This window comes from Kribbella sp. NPDC050124 (assembly GCF_044460355.1).
In the GTDB taxonomy this organism is placed as follows: Bacteria; Actinomycetota; Actinomycetes; order Propionibacteriales; family Kribbellaceae; genus Kribbella.
On sequence record NZ_JBITJU010000006.1, the window covers coordinates 132,714 to 149,883 of the forward strand.

General features: G+C 67.4%; 16 protein-coding genes and 1 pseudogene. 4 read left to right on the forward strand and 13 right to left on the reverse strand.

What is annotated here, in order from left to right; translation table 11 throughout:
* Positions 1 to 67 precede the first annotated feature (67 nt).
* The gene (locus ACIBL3_RS16965; protein WP_396354319.1) at positions 68 to 697 is read right to left on the reverse strand and encodes a TetR/AcrR family transcriptional regulator C-terminal domain-containing protein; all 630 of its coding nucleotides are present in this window, start codon (positions 695 to 697) and stop codon (positions 68 to 70) included.
* An 85-nt stretch (positions 698 to 782) separates the two neighbouring features.
* On the opposite strand from ACIBL3_RS16965, the gene ACIBL3_RS16970 reads away from it, so the two are divergent.
* Complete coding sequence (locus tag ACIBL3_RS16970; RefSeq protein ID WP_396354320.1) at positions 783 to 1,235, forward strand: hypothetical protein; 453 nt, start codon at positions 783 to 785, stop codon at positions 1,233 to 1,235.
* A 57-nt stretch (positions 1,236 to 1,292) separates the two neighbouring features.
* On the opposite strand, the gene ACIBL3_RS16975 is transcribed toward ACIBL3_RS16970, so the two are convergent.
* From ACIBL3_RS16975 to ACIBL3_RS17000, 6 genes and pseudogenes are all read right to left on the reverse strand, one after another.
* Positions 1,293 to 2,153 carry a trypsin-like serine protease gene (locus ACIBL3_RS16975; protein ID WP_396354321.1) on the reverse strand — a complete coding sequence of 287 codons (861 nt, stop codon included), beginning with the start codon at positions 2,151 to 2,153 and terminating at the stop codon, positions 1,293 to 1,295.
* A 301-nt stretch (positions 2,154 to 2,454) separates the two neighbouring features.
* Positions 2,455 to 3,336, reverse strand: a complete 882-nt coding sequence (locus ACIBL3_RS16980) for an LLM class flavin-dependent oxidoreductase (protein ID WP_396354322.1) — start codon at positions 3,334 to 3,336, stop codon at positions 2,455 to 2,457.
* Positions 3,337 to 3,380: 44 nt separating this feature from the next.
* On the reverse strand, positions 3,381 to 3,779 hold the full coding sequence (locus tag ACIBL3_RS16985) for a helix-turn-helix domain-containing protein (RefSeq protein ID WP_396354540.1): 399 nt from the start codon (positions 3,777 to 3,779) through the stop codon (positions 3,381 to 3,383).
* 69 nt (positions 3,780 to 3,848) lie between these two features.
* A pseudogene (locus ACIBL3_RS16990) lies at positions 3,849 to 4,127 on the reverse strand (AraC family ligand binding domain-containing protein); the annotation flags it as partial.
* 91 nt (positions 4,128 to 4,218) lie between these two features.
* The gene (locus tag ACIBL3_RS16995) at positions 4,219 to 4,986 is read right to left on the reverse strand and encodes a phytanoyl-CoA dioxygenase family protein (RefSeq protein ID WP_396354323.1); all 768 of its coding nucleotides are present in this window, start codon (positions 4,984 to 4,986) and stop codon (positions 4,219 to 4,221) included.
* 97 nt (positions 4,987 to 5,083) lie between these two features.
* Positions 5,084 to 6,427: a GMC oxidoreductase gene (locus tag ACIBL3_RS17000; RefSeq protein ID WP_396354324.1), complete on the reverse strand. Its 1,344-nt coding sequence runs from the start codon at positions 6,425 to 6,427 to the stop codon at positions 5,084 to 5,086.
* Positions 6,428 to 6,629: 202 nt separating this feature from the next.
* On the opposite strand from ACIBL3_RS17000, the gene ACIBL3_RS17005 reads away from it, so the two are divergent.
* Together ACIBL3_RS17005 and ACIBL3_RS17010 are read left to right on the forward strand one after the other, a co-directional pair.
* On the forward strand, positions 6,630 to 7,757 hold the full coding sequence (locus ACIBL3_RS17005) for a sensor histidine kinase (protein WP_396354325.1): 1,128 nt from the start codon (positions 6,630 to 6,632) through the stop codon (positions 7,755 to 7,757).
* Positions 7,750 to 8,391, forward strand: a complete 642-nt coding sequence (locus ACIBL3_RS17010) for a response regulator (protein WP_396354326.1) — start codon at positions 7,750 to 7,752, stop codon at positions 8,389 to 8,391. The genes ACIBL3_RS17005 and ACIBL3_RS17010 overlap by 8 nt, the downstream gene beginning before the upstream one ends.
* Here ACIBL3_RS17010 and ACIBL3_RS17015 read toward each other — a convergent pair.
* Complete coding sequence (locus ACIBL3_RS17015) at positions 8,388 to 9,383, reverse strand: endonuclease/exonuclease/phosphatase family protein (RefSeq protein ID WP_396354327.1); 996 nt, start codon at positions 9,381 to 9,383, stop codon at positions 8,388 to 8,390. The genes ACIBL3_RS17010 and ACIBL3_RS17015 overlap by 4 nt on opposite strands.
* A gap of 107 nt (positions 9,384 to 9,490) precedes the next feature.
* On the opposite strand from ACIBL3_RS17015, the gene ACIBL3_RS17020 reads away from it, so the two are divergent.
* Positions 9,491 to 10,150, forward strand: a complete 660-nt coding sequence (locus ACIBL3_RS17020) for a hypothetical protein (RefSeq protein WP_396354328.1) — start codon at positions 9,491 to 9,493, stop codon at positions 10,148 to 10,150.
* 50 nt (positions 10,151 to 10,200) lie between these two features.
* On the opposite strand, the gene ACIBL3_RS17025 is transcribed toward ACIBL3_RS17020, so the two are convergent.
* From ACIBL3_RS17025 to ACIBL3_RS17045, 5 genes are read right to left on the reverse strand one after another with little or no spacing between them, the layout of a single operon-like run.
* Positions 10,201 to 11,208: an ABC transporter substrate-binding protein gene (locus ACIBL3_RS17025; protein ID WP_396354541.1), complete on the reverse strand. Its 1,008-nt coding sequence runs from the start codon at positions 11,206 to 11,208 to the stop codon at positions 10,201 to 10,203.
* A gap of 31 nt (positions 11,209 to 11,239) precedes the next feature.
* Positions 11,240 to 13,537 carry a glycosyl hydrolase family 95 catalytic domain-containing protein gene (locus ACIBL3_RS17030; protein ID WP_396354329.1) on the reverse strand — a complete coding sequence of 766 codons (2,298 nt, stop codon included), beginning with the start codon at positions 13,535 to 13,537 and terminating at the stop codon, positions 11,240 to 11,242.
* Between the two features lie 5 nt (positions 13,538 to 13,542).
* Positions 13,543 to 15,183 (reverse strand): ABC transporter substrate-binding protein, encoded by a 1,641-nt coding sequence (locus ACIBL3_RS17035; RefSeq protein WP_396354330.1) that lies wholly within the window; start codon positions 15,181 to 15,183, stop codon positions 13,543 to 13,545.
* A 42-nt stretch (positions 15,184 to 15,225) separates the two neighbouring features.
* A complete protein-coding gene (locus ACIBL3_RS17040) occupies positions 15,226 to 16,167 on the reverse strand; it encodes a carbohydrate ABC transporter permease (RefSeq protein WP_396354331.1) in 942 nt (313 codons plus the stop codon).
* Entirely contained in the window at positions 16,164 to 17,159 is a 996-nt protein-coding gene (locus ACIBL3_RS17045; protein ID WP_396354332.1) for an ABC transporter permease, read from the reverse strand. Before ACIBL3_RS17045 ends, ACIBL3_RS17040 begins: the two co-directional genes overlap by 4 nt.
* Positions 17,160 to 17,170: the final 11 nt, after the last annotated feature.

Genomic DNA, 17,170 nt, shown 5'->3' on the forward strand with positions numbered 1-17,170 from the left:
ACTGACCGGCGCTCAGGCGCCTGGATGCCAGTACGGCTAACTAAGGAGCAGGCTCACTCGCATGTAGTCAGTCTAGCGCGTTCGGTTCCAGTCCGGACAGCAAGGCGTCCAGGGCGAACTCGAAGCGCGCTTCAGTGCCTCTCGGAGACGTCTTGCTCACCGCCTCGGCCAGCAGCGGGTACTCAGCGGGGTCTAGTCCGTCCAACTGATCCACAGGGTCGCCGTCCGGGGACGTGACGACGTGACCGAGGACGAAGCCGGTCACTGCGTACAGCACGTCGAGAGCGTCGGCCGGCTGCAGTCCGGCGGCTCGCATGCTCTCCAGTGCGTCTTCCATCACCTGCAGGTTCTGTGCGGTGACAGCGGGCCGAGTTGCGACCAGAGAGATGACGTTCGGATGCGCCAGCAGGGTCGTGCGGAGCTGGCTCGCGTACGCACGCAGGCCTTCCTGCCATGACACCGTCTCGAACGCCGGTGGGGCGATGGGCGCGACCAGCAGCTCCACCAGACCGTCCAGCAGCGCGTCTTTGCTCGGCACGTGGTGGTAGAGCGTCATCGCCTCCACGTCCAGCTCTGCTCCCAGCCGGCGCATCGAGAGCGCCTTCAGCCCTTCGCGATCGGCGAGCGCCAGGGCGGCTCGCAGCACCGCCTCACGGGTGAGGCCGACGCGTTGACCAGGGGTACGGCGACCGCCCACTCGAGGCTCCTCGCTTGAAGATTCTTACGGCGTAAGTATAGAGTCAATCTTACGTTGTAAGAATGACTTGGGGAGGAAGGTTCGGATGAGCACCATCACCGCGCCGCCGCGGACGGCGTCGTACGTCCGGCGAGCGCTGTACGGCGGACTGCTGCTGACCGTGGTCGCCACACTTGCCCCGGTGGTCGACCTCATGACGGTCGACACCATCGGGGATCACGTGCGGGCCGCATACCCGGACTGGTCGGCTGATCTGGTGGCCAAGGACCGGAACGCGATCGCGATCTACCTGGTCGCCGTGGGCGTACTCGGGCTGGTCGGCTGGGTGTGGTCGATCGTGGCTGTGGCTCGGGGCTCGCGTCGAGTCCGGGCGATCTGCACCACGCTGTTCGTCGTCGGGGCGACGGTTCAGCTGATCGGGCTGTCCGTCGGCGGGGAGGCGTACACGACGATCGTGCCGCCGCTGCACGGCGTGATCGGCTTCCTGCCGTCGTTGGCAGGACTCGTGGCAGTTGTCGGTGTGTGGAGACGTCGGTAGACAGCACTGGTGCCGCGACCCCAATGCGACGGGTCGCGGCACCAGTAACAACAGGCGTCAGCCGATCGGTACGCCGAACGTCTTCAGCCAGTCCTGGACGACCTTGATGTCGATCCGCTGCAGACCGTCGAGGTAGCGGCAGTTCTGCGTGTAGCCGTAGCTGGTCACGGTCACCACGTAGCCACCGTGGTACGTCGGGCCGCCGGAGTCACCGAAGCAGGTGCCGCCGGTGCCGCGGTTGTCGTTCTCGTTGCCGTTCACCTGCAGGATCTGCGGGGTGAGCTTCTGGCCGGGCTCGTCGGCCCAGCGGCGCAGCAGCGGGTACGACATCGGCGTCGGCTTCTGCGGGCCGGAGTCGGCCTTGCGGACCTCGGTGCCGTAGCCGACCGAACGGAAGATGGTGCTGTTCAGCTTCGGCTGCTGGTACGCGTTCAGGTAGTTGGCCGGCGCGATCTTGGCCGGCGCGATGTTCGTCACCGGCCGGTCGAGCACGATGACGCCGACGTCGTTCCAGTTGTTCAGATCGGTGAAATCGGAGTACTGCGGGTGCGTGGCCGCCGTACCGGACTTGTAGCCGGCCATCTCCAGCTCGGCCTGGGTGTAGCCCTTCGACGGGTCCGCGGCGACGGGGAACGGCGACGGCGGCTGCTCGGCGATCACCGAGTCGAACGTGACCAGCGTCTTGCCCAGCGTGCCCTTCGTACAGTGCGCGGCGGTCACCAGCACCGTCGGCGACACCAGGGTCGCCGTACAGCGGAAGCGCCCGTCCGGCATGTAGAAGAGGATCAGGCCGACGTTCGGATGGCCGTTTCCGTCCGGCTCGCCTCCGGTGATGGCGGACGCGGGAACCAGGGATGTGGCAGCGAGGCCGAGTGCCAGCGCGATGACGCCGGCGATACGGCTCAGGCGACTCCTCATATGTCTCCTCCAGGAGTACGGCGGAATACCTGGGTGCATTTGAGCAGTCACCGTCTGCCCTGTCCAGAGTGTCGCTTCACTACTCTGAGTCACACATCCTTCGAGCACAGTTGCCAGGTCAAGGAGGCAGACCTCGGCGGCATCCGCTTTTCACCGTGATCGCGCGGTTTAGCGTTCCAGCCACACCACGACTTCCTGGGGGAGCAACCGCATGATGCACCTGGGCCAGACGACCGCAACGGCTGCGCTGGTGATGACCGCGCTGGCGGCACCCACCGCGGTCGCCCTTCTGAGACGGCTCTCAGACCAGCGCGCGAACAGCGGCCAAACGATCAACCTGTGTCCGCCAGTCCGTGCCGCCGAGTCCTAGTACTGCGTGACTCGCGCCGGCGTCGGCGTACTGGCCCAACCGGTCGGCGACCTGCTCGACGCCACCAGCCAGTGGCAGCGACAGCGCACGGTCGAAGGGCATGCCGTACCCGGCGGTGATCCCGCTCGCCAGCTCCCGGACCTGGTTGGTTCCGGCACCGATGGCTGACACCCCACCGATGGCGATCGCGGGCACCGGGCGCTCCAAACCTTCCGCGAGCCGGACCAGGTGCTGCCGGCCGGCTGCCACGTCCTCGACGGGTACGAGCGATGGAAACCAGCCATCGCCGAGCCGCGCCGCCCGCTTCCTGGCAACCGCCGAGTGGTTGCCCACCCAGAGCCGCGGCCGCGGGACAGCCGGAAGCAGTTGCACCGCAAGACCGGCGCCGAGCTCCGTCGGTTCGCCGGCCAGCAGGGCCGGGAGGGCTTCGAGCGCTCGATCGGTTCGCCGGCCACGGTCGGCGTACGGCACTTCGGCCGCTTGGAACTGGGCTTCCCCACCACCTGATCCGAGTCCGAGGATCAACCGATCACCGGAGACGTACTGCAGCGACGCGATCTGCTTGGCGGCCCAGGCGAGCGGGCGGATCGCCGGGACAAAGACGCTGGCGCCGATGGCGATCCGATCGGTGACGGCCGCAGCGGTCGCCAATCCGATCGTCACCTCCAGAACGGCCGCACCGGTAGCCAAGTGGTCGCCCATCCACACACTGTCGAGGCCGGCCTCCTCGGCGTAGCGCGCGGCGTCCCGCAGGTCGAGCTTCTCGCTGTGCTGGACGGCCACGGACGGGAGGATGACGCCGATCTCGATCATGCCCGCCATCCTGGGACCTCTACATAAGTTGAGGTCAAGCTCGATCAGACGAACTCGGTGCCGCCCGCCCTGCGGTGCTCTCCCGGTGTGCGGCCGTAGTGGCGGCGGAAGGCGGTGGAGAAGGGGCGTACGTCGGAGTAGCCGCAGGCTCTTGCTACCTCGGTGACGGTGAGGGAGGGGTCGAGCAGGAGTTGGGCGGCTAGTTCGAGGCGCAGGCGGCGGAGGGTGGACATGATCGAGGCGCCGGTCTGCTGGTGGAAGAGGCGTTCGGCGTGGCGTTCGGAGAGGTGGGCCACGGCTGCTACGTCCCGGACGGTGATCGGGCGGGAGAGGTTGTCGCGCAGATGGCGTTGCATGGCTTCGACCACGAGCGGTCCGCGGTCGCGCCGTACGGGTTCTACCGCGAGGTCGTCGTCCAGGGCGAACGCTCTGGCCGTCTCCATGACCAGCGTGGACCCCAGTGCAGCAAGAGCAGTGCTGTAGCCAGACACGGGCGCCGCAGCTTCAGCCGCCAGCGCAGTGATGAGTGCCGGCAACGAGCCCACCCGGTCGGACATGACCGGCCCGTCTTGTCGAGTGAGGCCCGACCACCACCCTGGCTGGTCCGAGCCCGGGCGGAAGGTGAAGCCCCAGAAGGCAATGCCCAGGGGTTCGGTGTGGCTGGACTCGATTTCGTGGACATCGCCGGGACGGGCGAGGAAGACCGAGCCTGGGTGGATGTCGTGCTGTACGACGCCGGAGTTGAAGCGCCCGGAGCCGGAGTAGGCGAGGCAGACCTCGTGGAAGGAGTGAGTGTGCCAGTAGTTGCGCCAGTACTCCGGCCGGTAGTGCCCCCAGCTGAGGAAGTCCGCGCGGAAGCCGTCGAAGCAACGGACTCCAGCGTCAAGAAGCGCTCCTGCCGGTCGGGTCGACTCCTCGCAGCATCATGCCCTGGCCGAGCGAGTGGTCGTGGGTCTTGACCGTCGGCGGGTCGCCCGGGTCGCGGTACTGGATCAGCCAGGTGGTCCGCGCCTCGTCGCTCACGTTCACCCCGGACCCGTGCACGGTCAGGTAGGTGAAGAACAGTACGTCGCCCGCCTCGGCCGGCTGTGGTGTCGCCGACTCGAACGGTACGTCGGGCAGGTGGAAAGAGCCCTCGGGGTCGTGCTCCCGCGGCCCGGCCTTGTGACTGCCGGGGATGACCCGCACGCACCCCTTCTCCTCAGGTGCGTCGTCGAAATGGAAGATCGCCGCGCCGACCCGGTGGTACTTGTGCGGGAAGAACGGGTAGTCCTGGTGCAGCGGGAACGGCGACCCGTTCTCCGGCGGCTTCACGAACAGCTTGGTGTGGTGCAGCTGCACACCCTCCACACCCATCACCGCGGCGGCCACGTCGGTGAAGCGCGGGTCCACCATCAGCCGCGAGAAGGCCGCGTCGTAGAACTGCGCGTCGTGCAGGTGCTGCAACCGCGTGGCACCTCCGGACAGGCCCATCGCGGACTTCCAGGTCGGGTCGTCCTTGCGGTTCAGCTGGGCCAGCAGGTCGTGGCTGCGCTGCCGGTAGTAGGCCGCTTCCTCCTTGCTGAGCAGGCCTTTGACGAGCACGAACCCGTCCTCGGCGTACTGCTGGGCGAGCGTCGAGAGATCGGCGCCGCTCGAGGTGATCGTCATCTCGAAGTTTCCTCCTGATCGGGTCCTTCGAGCGTAAGAAAATCGGCGCCGGGACGGCAGGACCGCCCCGGACGCCGATGTTCGTCAAACGGACACGCTACAGACCGAGCTGCCCCAGTCGGACGCTGATCCGCGGGTCCGTGGACACCACCGGGGAGCCCGAACTCACCCATGGGTCGCCGTCGAAGTAGGTCTGGAAGATCTTCTCCGCCGTCCGGGTCGCCAGCGCCTGCGAGGTCAGCGTCGGGTTCGGCCCGCCGAGCCCGTTCGACAGAGCGGAGTTGTCGGCCACGAACAGCCGCTTCACCGCCCGCGTCTCACCGCGCGGATCGAGCACCGAGTTCCGCTCCGACGACCCCATCCGCATCGACGACTGGACGTGCAGGATCAGCGGCGCCCAATCAATCCGGTAGACCTTACGAGCGCCGGCCCCGCGCAGTAGCTCGGCCGCCTTGCGGGCCATGAACTCCCGGTTCCGGAGGGTCCGCGCGGTCCGCTGCCGTTGTTTGAAGGTGACCTTCGGGATCGGCCCGTTCTCGTCCGCGGGCAGTGCCGAGAGGGTGACCCGGTTCTGCGCCTCGACGTCGTCGTCGGTGATCACCAGCACGCTGAGCAGCCGGTCCAGCCCGTGCGACAGGACCTCCTTGAGCTCCGGACCCATCACCCGCCCGGCCGGTCCGTCCCACGGTCCGCTGCGTCCGCGCCCGTTCTTGTACTGCCCGCGGATCCCGCTGTCGGACAGCGTTGCGGAGAAGGCCATCAGCGCGGGTGGCAGGCCGACGTTCTCCAGACCGCCGTACGGCGGATAGTCGAGCCGGGCACTCGAACCGACGCCCTTCGGGTTGCCGGTGTAGTCGTCGAAGACCCCGAACACCCAGTCGAAGAAGTGGTCGGTGTAGCCGCGTCCGACCCAGCCGTTCGGGTTCGGCAGCCCGCTGTTGAACCACAGCCGCGGGTTCTCCGTGCAGCCGCCGGACATGACCACGACGCGAGCGTCCTCCCGATGCTCCGCTCCCCCGGACCGCCACGTCACCCCGGTCGCGGTCAGTACGCCGTTCCGCTTCTCGGCGTGGATCCGGGTGACGAACGCGTCCGTGATCAGCTCGGCCGGACGACCGCCGCGCGCCCACACCTCGGCGGTCAGCGCCATCGGCACGTAGCTGTTGTCCGTCGACCGCTTCGCGAACTGGTTGCGTGGGGCACCGTTCGGCCGCATGCAGCCCTGGAAGCAGTAGCCGCAGAAGGTGCACCCGGTCGCCTTCGGATAGACCAGCAGGTCCGACGACGATGTCTTCCCCGCCGTCCCGCCCGGTTGCAGAATCGCGTTCTCCTGCGGCCGGTACGACGGCCGGTGGGTGGTCTTCGTGGTCTGCACGGGCAGCCCGAGCGTCTCGGCGCCGCGGAAGAGGGCTCGTCTGGACAGGACTTGAGCACGGGTCATGCGTCCTCCGGTGGGACCAGTTGGTTACTGGTCTCACAACGAGCCGCACGGCCCGCGGTTACTCCCCCGTACCGTCATCGACCGGTACTCCTGTGGTGACACAGCCACCGCACAGGTCGGTTGTGCTTTCAATCAGAATCTCCACCCGGATCTCCACCCGTGGCCGGTGCGGCCGCGCGGCCGGGCTGCGTAGGGTGCCGCTGTGACGTCACGGAAGCTGAGGCACACCCTGACCTTGCACGGGGAGAGTGGCTGGCTGGGGCGTGGCCTGACCACCGTGGTCGCGGTCGCCGTGCTGTCGACCTCGCGTCCGGTCGAGGCGTGGGCCTGGTTCGTGCTCGGCGGCGGCCTCGCCGTGTTCCTCGCCGGCACCGTGCTGATGACGGCTCGCCCAACCATCGCGCTCGGTCTGCTGGCGTCGGTTGCGGTCGGCAACGCGCTGATCGCCGGCATGGAGGGCTCGAACGCGCTCGTGCTGGTCCTGGTCTCCATCGCCGACATCGCGGTGATGGATTTCCAGCGGTACGGGAACCGGCCGATCGTTGCTACCGGCATCGGTTTGGCGGTGGCGCTCGCGTTCTCGGCCTGGTGGTTCGACCAACCTGACAGTTGGTACTTCGGCCAACTGCTGTGGACCGCGGTCCTGGCCGCGTTCGGCCTGAACCGGCGGCAGTACGAGATCCAGGTCCGGCAGACCGAGCAACTGCTGGAACAGACGCGTCGCGCACAGAGTCAGCAGTCCCGCGCGGCCGCGCTCGAGGAACGCGGGCGGATCGCGCGTGATCTCCATGACGTCCTGGCCCACTCGCTCGGCGCACTCAGCGTGCAGCTCGAACTGGCCGAGGCGCTGCTCGACGAACGCGACGACCGAGCCGCCGCCCTGGACCACATCCGCCGTTCGCGACGACTCGCCGTACAAGGGTTGAGTGAGGCGCGGAACGCTGTGGCTGCGTTGCGGGCGGACGACGTACCCGAACTGCCGCAGGCGCTGGCGGCCCTGGCCGAGCAGCACGAGGCGGATCACGGAGTGGCGGTCCGGCTGGCCGTGCGAGGCGAGGCACAGACCGAGTCCGGTGTCACGGTCGCACTGTTGAACGCTGCGCGGGAGGCGCTGACGAATGCGGCGAAACACTCGCCGGGGCAGCGCGTGGACGTCGACCTCGGGTTTCAGAACGGCGTACGGCTGACAGTGCGGAACAAGGGTGTGACGACAGGGAAGGGGTTCGGGCTGGCGGGGATGCGGGAGCGGCTGGCCCTGGTCGGTGGGACGCTGACGGCGGGTCCGGACGGGGACGACTGGCTGGTGGTCGCGGAGGTGCCTGATGAGTGAGGTGATCCGGGTGGTCGTGGCCGACGACCAGCAGGTCGTGCGGGAGGGACTGGTCGCCCTGCTCGGCCTGCTCGACGGGATCGTGGTCACTGGCGCGGCCGCGAACGGGGTCGAGGCCGTCGACCTTGTAGCTCAGGGCGCGGTTGATGTCGTGCTGATGGACCTGAAGATGCCGGTCCTGGACGGGGTCCAGGCGACGGCCCGGATCACGGCCGGCTTCCCGGACGTCGCCGTCCTGGTGCTGACGACGTACGCCGACGACGACTCGATCGCGACCGCGTTGCGCGCCGGAGCCCGTGGGTACCTCACCAAGGACGCGGGCCGGGCCGAGATCGGGGCCGCGCTCCGGTCCACCGCGGCCGGTCAGTCCACGTTCGACCCCGAGGTGTCCCGCCGGCTGGTCGCCGGGCTGAGCCCCGGCCGGGCCAAGGACACCGACGGGTTGACCGCGCGGGAGACCGAAGTACTGCGGTTGATCGCGCAGGGACTGAGCAACCCGGAGATCGCCGGGCGGCTCTACATCAGCGAGGCGACCGTGAAGACGCACATCAACAACACCTTCGCCAAGATCGGCGCCCGGCACCGCGCCGAAGCCGTCCGCTACGCGTACCGCAAGGGCATCGCGGACAACTAGATGCGGAGCTCGGCGATGACGGGGCGGTGGTCGCTGCCGGTGTCGCCCATCACCCAGGCCTTTGTCGGGGTGACGCCGCGCACCATGATGTGGTCGATCCGCGCCATCGGGAACTTGGCCGGCCAGGTGAACCCGAACCCGTAGCCCGCCGCACCCTGCGCCGAACGCAGTCCGGCGGTGAGCGGGGCCAGGCTGCGGTCGGTCGCCGTACCGTTGAAGTCACCCATCACGACCACGCCGGCCAGCTTCTCGTCGGCGATCTGCCGGCCGAGCGCCTTGATCGTGTCGTTGCGCTGGTCCGACGTGAAGCCGCTGGCGCCGACCCGGACGGACGCGAGGTGCGCGACGTACACCGCGACCTTGCCCTCCGGCGTGCTGACCTCGGCACGCAACGCCCGGGTCCACTTGAACCCGACGTCCACCGACTTGCTCTCCTCCACCGGGAACTTCGACCAGAGCGCGACCGTGTCCCGGGACACCTCGTACGGGTACTCCTCGGCGAACGCGGCCTTGTAGATCTTCATGTCCGCCGCGGTGATCTCCTCCAGCGCCATCACGTCGGCGTCGGCCTGCAGCAGGTCCTGCGCGGTCTTCTGCGGATCCGGGTTGGCCGCGTCGACGTTGTGCGACAGCACCCGCAGGTCGTAGGCGCCGCCACCCTTGCCGGGAATCAGCAGGTTGCCGAACATCAGGCCCCAGACGATCGTCGGCAGTAGCAGCGCGACGCCGGCTGTGGCGGAACGGCGTACCAGCGCGGCGACGGCCAGGATCGGTACGGCGAGGCCGACCCAGGGCAGGAACGTGTCGAGCAGACTGCCGAGGTTGCCGATCGAGTTCGGCACCCAGCGGTGGAACAGCAGCGGCAGAGCGGACAGCACGGCGAGGAACGCGATCAGCCAGCCGCGGCGCCACATACTGCCCTTCCGGCGCCGGCGGACTGGGCTGCGCGTCGGCGGCTTCGGGGAAGCGACGGCGGTCTGGCGGTCCGGCATGCAGTGATTGTTGCGGACGGCCGCGTCCTACCAAAGTCCGCGTCCGCTCAGGAGGGGCCATTTCATCCCTACGGACGAGTGGTACGGACCGAAATGATTAGGGTTGCGTGAGGGTGCTGGTGCGTACGGCGGATGCGCCCGACAATGCCGGTATGCCGCCCGAGCAGACCACGCAGCCGTTCGTCGTGAAGCGCCGCGGACTCGGCACGACGAAGACTGCGCTGTACCTCGGCACGCTGTTGTTCGGGCTGATGGTGCTGCTCACCGCGCTGCTCGTGGTGGTCCAGCTGATCAAGGGCGAGTCGGTCCGCGAGCCGCTCGAGTCCGTCTGGCTGTCCTGGGGCGGGATGCCGCTGATCTTCGCGGTCGGGTTGCCGGTGCTGCTCCTGGTCGGCGCCGTGACGGCGTTCGAGGAGTCGCGCGAGGCCGACGACGAGGACGTATTGCTGACGATCGACGAGGCCGGGATCTACCTGGGTGGCGAGCAGCCGCGGACAATTCCGTGGGCGGACGTCCGCGGCGTCTGCCGGATCGAACGACACGAGGTGAACCCCGACGGCGGCGAGTGGTGGGCGCCGTACCTGGTCGTCCTCCTGCACGACGACGACCCCCTGCCCCACAACTCCAAGTCCTGGGGCCCCTCCCGCCCCTGGCCCGGCACCACCGAAGTCCTCGGCCGAGAACTCCCGTACGACGACCTAGCCAAAGCCGTCTCCCACCACGCCCCCAACATCCAGGTAACCGACCGAGGCCGAGTCCAAGACTGACCACTCAACGGGTTCGCCCCGGAGCGGAGCGGAGGGGCGGGTTTCTGTTCTTACCCCTTGGGCCCCAACAATTTCTCGAGGTCTGTGAGGACGTCCATGGCTCCCAGCGGGCCGAGACCCAGGAACCAGACTTCGTCGTCGACTCGGGCTACCTGGCCCTTCTGGACTGCCGGCAGGGCCTTCCAGAGGTTGCCGTTGACAACGGTGTTCTCGGCTGTGGTTGCCGGCTTGCCGTAGCTGGAGTAGAAGATCCAGTCGCCGGCGGCCTGCGAGATGTTCTCCTGCGACACCTCGACCGCGAGGTCCTGCACGTCCTGGATCTTCGGCCGCGGCAGGCCGATGTCCTTCAGGATCACGCCGATGAACGACAGGTTGCCGTACAGCCGGATCTCCCCCGGCCGGAACCGGACCAGCGAGATCGTCGGCGTGCCCTGCACCTTCGACTTCACCTCGTCGGCGCGCTTCTGGTAGTCGTTCAGGATCCCGGTGGCCTTGTCCTCCTCGCCGACCGCGTCCGCGACCAGCAGGAAGTTCTCCTTCCACGGGAACCCGGGCCGGATGCTGAACACCGTCGGCGCGATCGCGCTGAGCTGGTCGTACAGGTCGTTGGCCCGCAGTTTGCTGCCCAGGATCAGGTCCGGCTTCAGCGCCGCGATCGCCTCCAGGTTCAGCTCGCTGATCCCGCCGACGGTCTTGATCCCCTGCGCCTTGTCCGCCAGGTACGACGGAACCCCCGCCTGGCCCGCGGTCGTCGCCATCCCGACCGGCGTGATGCCGAGCGCGAGCACGTCGTCGAGCTCACCGCTGTCCAGGACGACGATTCGCTCGGGCTTCTTCTCGAGCTTGGTCTCACCGAGCGCGTGCTTCACCGTCCGCGGAAAGGCGCCCGGCTGCGCGTCCGACCCCAGCTTGGCGGTCTCCTCGTCCGCGGTCTTGAACAACCGCCCGCCGGTCGCCACCTCGGTGTCACCCGGCCCGGTGTCCGTACTCGCGGTGTCGTTGCTGCCGCACCCGGCCAGCACGAGCAGGGTCGTCGTAACGGCTATTACGATGCGCATTTTCACGGACGTGAGGATACAACAACTTTGGTTAGGCAGCCCTTACCAGGTCCACCTTCTGACCGGCTTCCAGCGAGACCGTCCGCTCCCCGGACGGCAAGGCGATCCGGTACGTACCGGACTGCGAAGCACACACCGACGCAGCGGTCAGAACCCCGCCTTGCCAGCTGACGTCGAACACCAGCCCACCACGAGCCCGCAGACCGCTGAACGAGCCGTCCGGCCAGTCCGCCGGAAGCGCCGGCAGCAGCCGGACGGTGTCGGTGTGGCTCTGGATGAGCAACTCAGGGATGCAGCCGGTCATGCCGAAGTTCGCGTCGATCTGGAAGATGTCGCCGTCACGGTGCAACAGGTTGTCCGAGACCAGCCGGCTCAGATAGTCCTGGATCACCGCCGACGCCTTCTCCGGCTCGAGCAGCCGCGCCCACAGCGCCACCAACCAGGCGGCTGTCCAACCGCCGTTCGTCGCCCCCTTGGTCCGCAACTCCAACGAAGCACGTGCCGCCGCGGCCCACTCCGGCGTACGCGCCGGGTCGATCTCCGCGCCCGGATAGAGGCCATAGAGGTGCGACTGATGGCGGTGGTCGGTCTCGGACGGTTGCCAGTCCGTCGGCCATTCGAGCAGCCGACCGTCGGGCGTCGTTCCGATCTCCGGAAGGCGTTCGCGGGCTTCTCGCGCGCGGGTTGCGAGGTCGCTGCCTAGCCCGAGCGCCGCTTCGGCTTCCACGAGGTTGGCGAACAGTTCGCGGATGAGCCAGATGTCGTACGTCGACGTGAGATCGACCGACGCCTTGTCGCCGGACGGCAGAACGAAATGGTGTTCCGGCGCCGTCGACGGGATGAACTGCAGCCGCCCGTCGGAATCCTCGACCAGCATCGACAGCACGAACTCGGCCGCACCCGCGATCAGCGGGTACGCGCGATCACGCAAGAAGTCCCGATCCAGCTGGAAGCGGTAGTGCTCCATCAGGTGCGCAGTCAGCCAGACACCACAGGTCGCGCACATCGCCCACACCGGGTCGTCGCCGCCTTCGCCGACCGGCCAGGTCGCGCGCCAGATGTCGGCGTTGTGGTGCGACACCCAGCCCGGTGCGTCGTACAGGATGCGGGCCGTCTCCGCGCCCGACTCGGCGAGGCCCTCGATCAGGTCGGTCAGCGGGTCGAAGCACTCCCCCAGACCGGTGAGATCGGCGGGCCAGTAGTTCATCTGGGTGTTGATGTTGTTGGTCCAGTCGCTGGCCCACATCGGCCGGCGGTCCTGGTTCCAGATCCCTTGCAGGTTGGCCGCCTGCGTCCCGGGGCGGGACGACGCCATCAGCAGGTACCGGCCGAAGTTGAACGTCAGCGCGACCAGATCCGGATCGTTCCCACCGGCCGCGACCGCCCGGATCCGCTGATCCGTGGGGAGATCGCTCGACTCGCCCAGCTGAAGCTCAGCTCGCTCATAGAGCGCAGTGTGATCGTCGACGTGCCGCTCCCGCACCTTCTCCAGGTTGACGCGATCGAGTACGTCGGTTGCCTCACGCAACGCCACGAGCGGATCCCGCCCCGGCGGCACTTTCCACCCGGCGAACGTGCTTGCCGCCGACAACAACACCGTCAAGCTGTCGGCCGCTCGGACCTGGACGCCCTCCTCGCTCACAGCGACGAAGCCGCCGGCGTTGTGCACCCGCAGCGCGACACCGAAACCGATCCCGCGCCCCTCCTCGTAACGGATCGGGTCCGGGCTCTGCCGGTACTCGATGGTGAGATCCGACGGCGCGTGCCCGACCACCCCATAGGTGCCGTCGGCAACCTCCGCCCGGATCGGGTGCGGACTGGTCAGCTCCAGGTCGAGGTCGATCGAGCCCGGCCGGTCGGCAGTGATCGTCCACACCAGCACCTGGTCCGGTGTGGAGACGTACGCCTCCCGGCGGAACCGCACGCCGTCGACCGTGTAGTCGACGGCGGCGGTCCCCGTGCGGAGGTCCAGGCTCCGCCGGTAGTCCTGTGGTTCCCCGTCCTGTGGTGCACCCGCTGCCCGGATCAGCAGGTCGGCGAGCGGTTGGTACGACTCGACCAGCGGCCCCTGCAGGGCTCGAGTCCGTTCCGTCGCCGCCAGCTGATCACGGTCCACCAGCAACAGCCGCCGTACGTCGGCCAACGCCTGCGGACCGTCCGTCACGGTCAGCGTGCGCGGGCCGTCGCCGGACCAGACGTCGTCGAGGTTGAGCGCGATCCGCTCCGCCCCGATCCGGCCGAACACCTTGGCGCCGAGGTGACCGTTGCCGAGCGGCAACGCCTCGAACCAGTCCGGCGCGGCGGCGGTGAACCACAGTGCGTGGGACATAGGAGTTACTTGCTCCCGGACTTGTACTTGTCGTAGGCCTCTTGCTGGATCTGCAGGTACCTGGTCATCCCGGTGCTGTCCAGACCCTTCACGTAGGCGTCCCACTCGGCGTCGATGTTCTTCGACCCGGTGATGAAGGCCAGCTGGTTCTGGTTCACGTAGCTGTTCAGGTTCGTCTGCAGGGTGGCGAGCTCACCGCTCAGGCTCGGGTCCGGCCAGACCGAGGTCTGCGGGAACCACTGCGCCTTGTCCTCGTGACCCTCGTACAGCTTGGTCGCCTGGAACAGCCGCCGCTCGAGACCGGCGCCGGTGTAGATGTCGGCCGGTACGACCTGGGCGTTGCGGTAGGCCAGCGTGTTGTTGTACTGCCCGAGCGCGCCCCAGTTGATGTTCTTCGGCGCGTCCTGCTTCGGCTTGTACATCGGCTTGACCTTGTCGTCGAGCGCGATGTCACCGGGGCCGGGCTTGGTCCAGCCGACGTTCTCAGGGCCCATGTTGGTGATCATCTGGCCCTCGTCGGTGTAGATCCAGTCCAGCATCTTGATCGCCGCGACCTGCGCCTCCTTGCTGGCCTTGTTGGTCAGCATGAAGGTGTAGCCGGTGGACGTCGGGTAGTTCAGGCCGGTGTAGCTCTTGCCCTCGGGACCGGTCAGCGGCGGCACCGCGTCGTACTGCTTGTCCCGGCCGTCCTTGGAGTCGAGCTGGACGAAGATGCCCGGCCAGAGCACCGGCACCGAGCCGAGCACGACCGCCTTCGGGTTGTTGCCCTGGGCCTGCAGCGCCTGCGCGTTCTGGGTGAACGCAGCCTGGTCGATCAGGCCTTCCTTGTAGAGGGAGTTGATGTACTTCAGTCCCTCCTTCCACGCCGCCGACGTCACCGGCGTCACGACCTTGTCACCGTCGAGCGTGACCAGCGACCGGACGCCGTTGTTCGCGCCGACCGGGTCGTAGGCGAACGCGTTCATCAGGTACGCGATCAGGCTGCTGTCCTGGACGTCGGTGGTCATCGGGATCTCGTCAGCCTTGCCGTTGCCGTTCGGGTCCTGGGTCTTGAAGGCGGTGAGCACCTTGCGCAGGTCCTCGGTCGTCTTCGGCACCTGCAGGCCGAGCTTCTTCAGCCAGGCGCCGTTGATCCACAGCTTGTCCGGGTACGTGCAGTGGTAGCAGTCGGCCCACTGCGGCAGCGCGTAGATGTGGCCGTCCGGCGCGGTCGACATCTCCTTGTAGGTCTTGTTGGAGTCCAGCGCCTTCTGGATGTTCGGCGCGTTCTCCTTGATCAGGTCCTCCAGCGGTACGGCGACGCCCTGCTGGCCGAGCTTGAGCACCTCGGCCTGGGTGAACGCGTCGACCCACGGGATCAGGAAGAACAGGTCCGGGTAGTCACCGGAGGCCAGCGCGATCTGCCGCTTCTCCTTGGCCGGACCGGCGTCGTACGTCGTGTTCTGCCAGCGGAACTGGATCTTGAACTTGTCGCTCATGATCTTGGTGACCTGGTTGGTGTCCAGGTTGGTGTTCTGGTCGGCCGGGGTGAAGGTGTCGATGACGACCTTGCCGTCGGCACTCGTCTCGTTCGCCGCCCCCTGCGCCGACTTGTCCGAGCTGCACGCCGCCAGGGCGAGCGTGCCGGCCACTGCCAGAGCGGCCATCCTGCTCATGGTTGAGCGCATTGCTGTGTTCCCTTTCGTTGGTTATCCCTTGACCGCGCCGACCATCACGCCCTTGGTGAAGTGGCGGGCGACGAACGGGTAGATGATCAGTACGGGCAGGCTCGAGATGACGATGAGCGCGTACTTGAGGACATTGGCCAGCTGTTGCTGTTCGAGCTGCTGGGCCAGGTTCTGGGTGGTCGAGCCACCGGTGACGGTGTTCAGGATCAGCACGTTCCGCAGCACGATCTGCAGCGGGTACAGGCTCGGGTCCTTCAGGTAGACCAGGGCGTCGAAGTAGCTGTTCCACTGGAAGATCGCGTACATCAGCGCGATCACCGCGATCACCGGCTTCGACAGCGGCAGCACGATCGACCACAGGAACCGCAGGTCACTGGCGCCGTCGATGGTGGCCGCCTCGTACAGCTCGTCCGGGATGGTCGAGCGGAAGAAGGTACGCGCGATGATCACCTGCCAGACCCCGATCGCGCTCGGGATCACCATCGCCCACCGGGTGTTCAGCATGCCCAGGTCCTGCACCACCAGGTAGGTCGGGATCAGGCCGCCGGAGAACAGCATGGTGAAGATCAGCAGGCTCATGATCACGTTGCGGCCGAAGAAGGTACGGCGCGACAACGGGTAGGCGATCGCGATCGTCAGGGTGACGCTGATCAGCGTGCCGCCGGCCGCGTAGATGAACGAGTTCAGGTAGCCCTGCATGATCTGCGGGTCGCCGAACGCCACCTTGTACGCCTGCAGGCTCGGCTCGACCGGCCACAGCAGCACCCGTCCGGCGCTGACCGCGGACGCGCTGCTGAACGAGTTCGCGACGATGTAGACGATCGGCACCAGCACCAGGATCAGCGCGATCCAGAGCATCACCCTGACGCCGGCCAGGAAGATCTTGTCGGTCCGGGTCTCCGCGATCACGGTCGACTCGGGGCGTTCCGTCGTACGGCGGAATCCTTGCAGGGAGATCGTCATGACCAGAGTCCGTTTCCGGTGATGCGCTTTGCGGCGAAGTTCACGCCGAGCAGCAGGAACAGGTTGATCACCGAGTTGAACAGCCCGATCGCGGTCGCCATGCTGAAGTCGGCGTTCAGCAGGCCGGTCTTGTAGACGTAGGTGGCGATGATCTCGGACTGGGCCAGGTTCAGCGGGTTCTGCAGCAGGAACGCCTTCTCGAACCCGATCGACATGATGTTGCCGACGCCGAGCACCAAGATGATCACCGCGGTCGGCATGATGCCGGGCAGGTCCACGTGCCAGATCCGCTGCAGCCGGCTGGCGCCGTCGATCTTGGCCGACTCGTGCAGCGCCGGATCGATGCCGGCCAGCGCGGCCAGGTAGATGACGGCCGAGTACCCGGTGGTCTGCCAGACGTCGGACCAGACGTAGATGTGCCGGAAGTAGTCCGGGTTGCCGAGGAAGTCGACCGCCGGGACCCCGAACAAGCCGATCGCGTCGTTGACGAAACCGAGCCGCGGCGACAGCACCAGGATCGTCATCGAGACGACCACGACGGTGGAGATGAAGTACGGCGCGTAGGTGACCAGCTGGACGGTCTTCTTGAACCGGCCGTTGCGGATCTCGTTCAGCGCGATGGCCAGGATGATCGGGATCGGGAAGCTGGCCAGCACCGTGTAGGCGGCCAGGATGAAGGTGTTCTTCACCAGCGTCCAGAACACCGGGTTGGCGAAGAACAGCTCGAAGTTGCGGAACCCGACCCACTCGCTGCCCCACGGGCCCTTGACCGGGCTGTAGTTCTTGAACGCGATCACCGCGTTCGCGATCGGGATGTACTTGAAGATGACGAAGTACGCGAGCGGGACGATCACCAGCAGGTACAGCTGCCAGTGCCGGCGCAGGCTGCGCCGGGCCTGGGTGCGGCGGCTCGCGCGTGGTAACCGGGCGGGTTTCACCGCCTCGGGGCGGACCGGCCTGGACGGCGCCGCCGGCTTCAGTGTTGTGCTCACTCCCCATCCTT

Excerpts from the sequence above, each read along its gene's own strand:
- ACIBL3_RS16970 (WP_396354320.1), top strand. The coding sequence starts at position 783 with ATGAGCACCATCACCGCGCCGCCGCGGACGGCGTCGTACGTCCGGCGA.
- ACIBL3_RS16975 (WP_396354321.1), bottom strand. The coding sequence starts at position 2,153 with ATGAGGAGTCGCCTGAGCCGTATCGCCGGCGTCATCGCGCTGGCACTC.
- ACIBL3_RS16980 (WP_396354322.1), bottom strand. The coding sequence starts at position 3,336 with ATGATCGAGATCGGCGTCATCCTCCCGTCCGTGGCCGTCCAGCACAGC.
- ACIBL3_RS16985 (WP_396354540.1), bottom strand. The coding sequence starts at position 3,779 with ATGGAGACGGCCAGAGCGTTCGCCCTGGACGACGACCTCGCGGTAGAA.
- ACIBL3_RS16995 (WP_396354323.1), bottom strand. The coding sequence starts at position 4,986 with ATGACGATCACCTCGAGCGGCGCCGATCTCTCGACGCTCGCCCAGCAG.
- ACIBL3_RS17000 (WP_396354324.1), bottom strand. The coding sequence starts at position 6,427 with ATGACCCGTGCTCAAGTCCTGTCCAGACGAGCCCTCTTCCGCGGCGCC.
- ACIBL3_RS17010 (WP_396354326.1), top strand. The coding sequence starts at position 7,750 with ATGAGTGAGGTGATCCGGGTGGTCGTGGCCGACGACCAGCAGGTCGTG.
- ACIBL3_RS17015 (WP_396354327.1), bottom strand. The coding sequence starts at position 9,383 with ATGCCGGACCGCCAGACCGCCGTCGCTTCCCCGAAGCCGCCGACGCGC.
- ACIBL3_RS17025 (WP_396354541.1), bottom strand. The coding sequence starts at position 11,208 with ATGCGCATCGTAATAGCCGTTACGACGACCCTGCTCGTGCTGGCCGGG.
- ACIBL3_RS17030 (WP_396354329.1), bottom strand. The coding sequence starts at position 13,537 with ATGTCCCACGCACTGTGGTTCACCGCCGCCGCGCCGGACTGGTTCGAG.
- ACIBL3_RS17035 (WP_396354330.1), bottom strand. The coding sequence starts at position 15,183 with ATGGCCGCTCTGGCAGTGGCCGGCACGCTCGCCCTGGCGGCGTGCAGC.
- ACIBL3_RS17040 (WP_396354331.1), bottom strand. The coding sequence starts at position 16,167 with ATGACGATCTCCCTGCAAGGATTCCGCCGTACGACGGAACGCCCCGAG.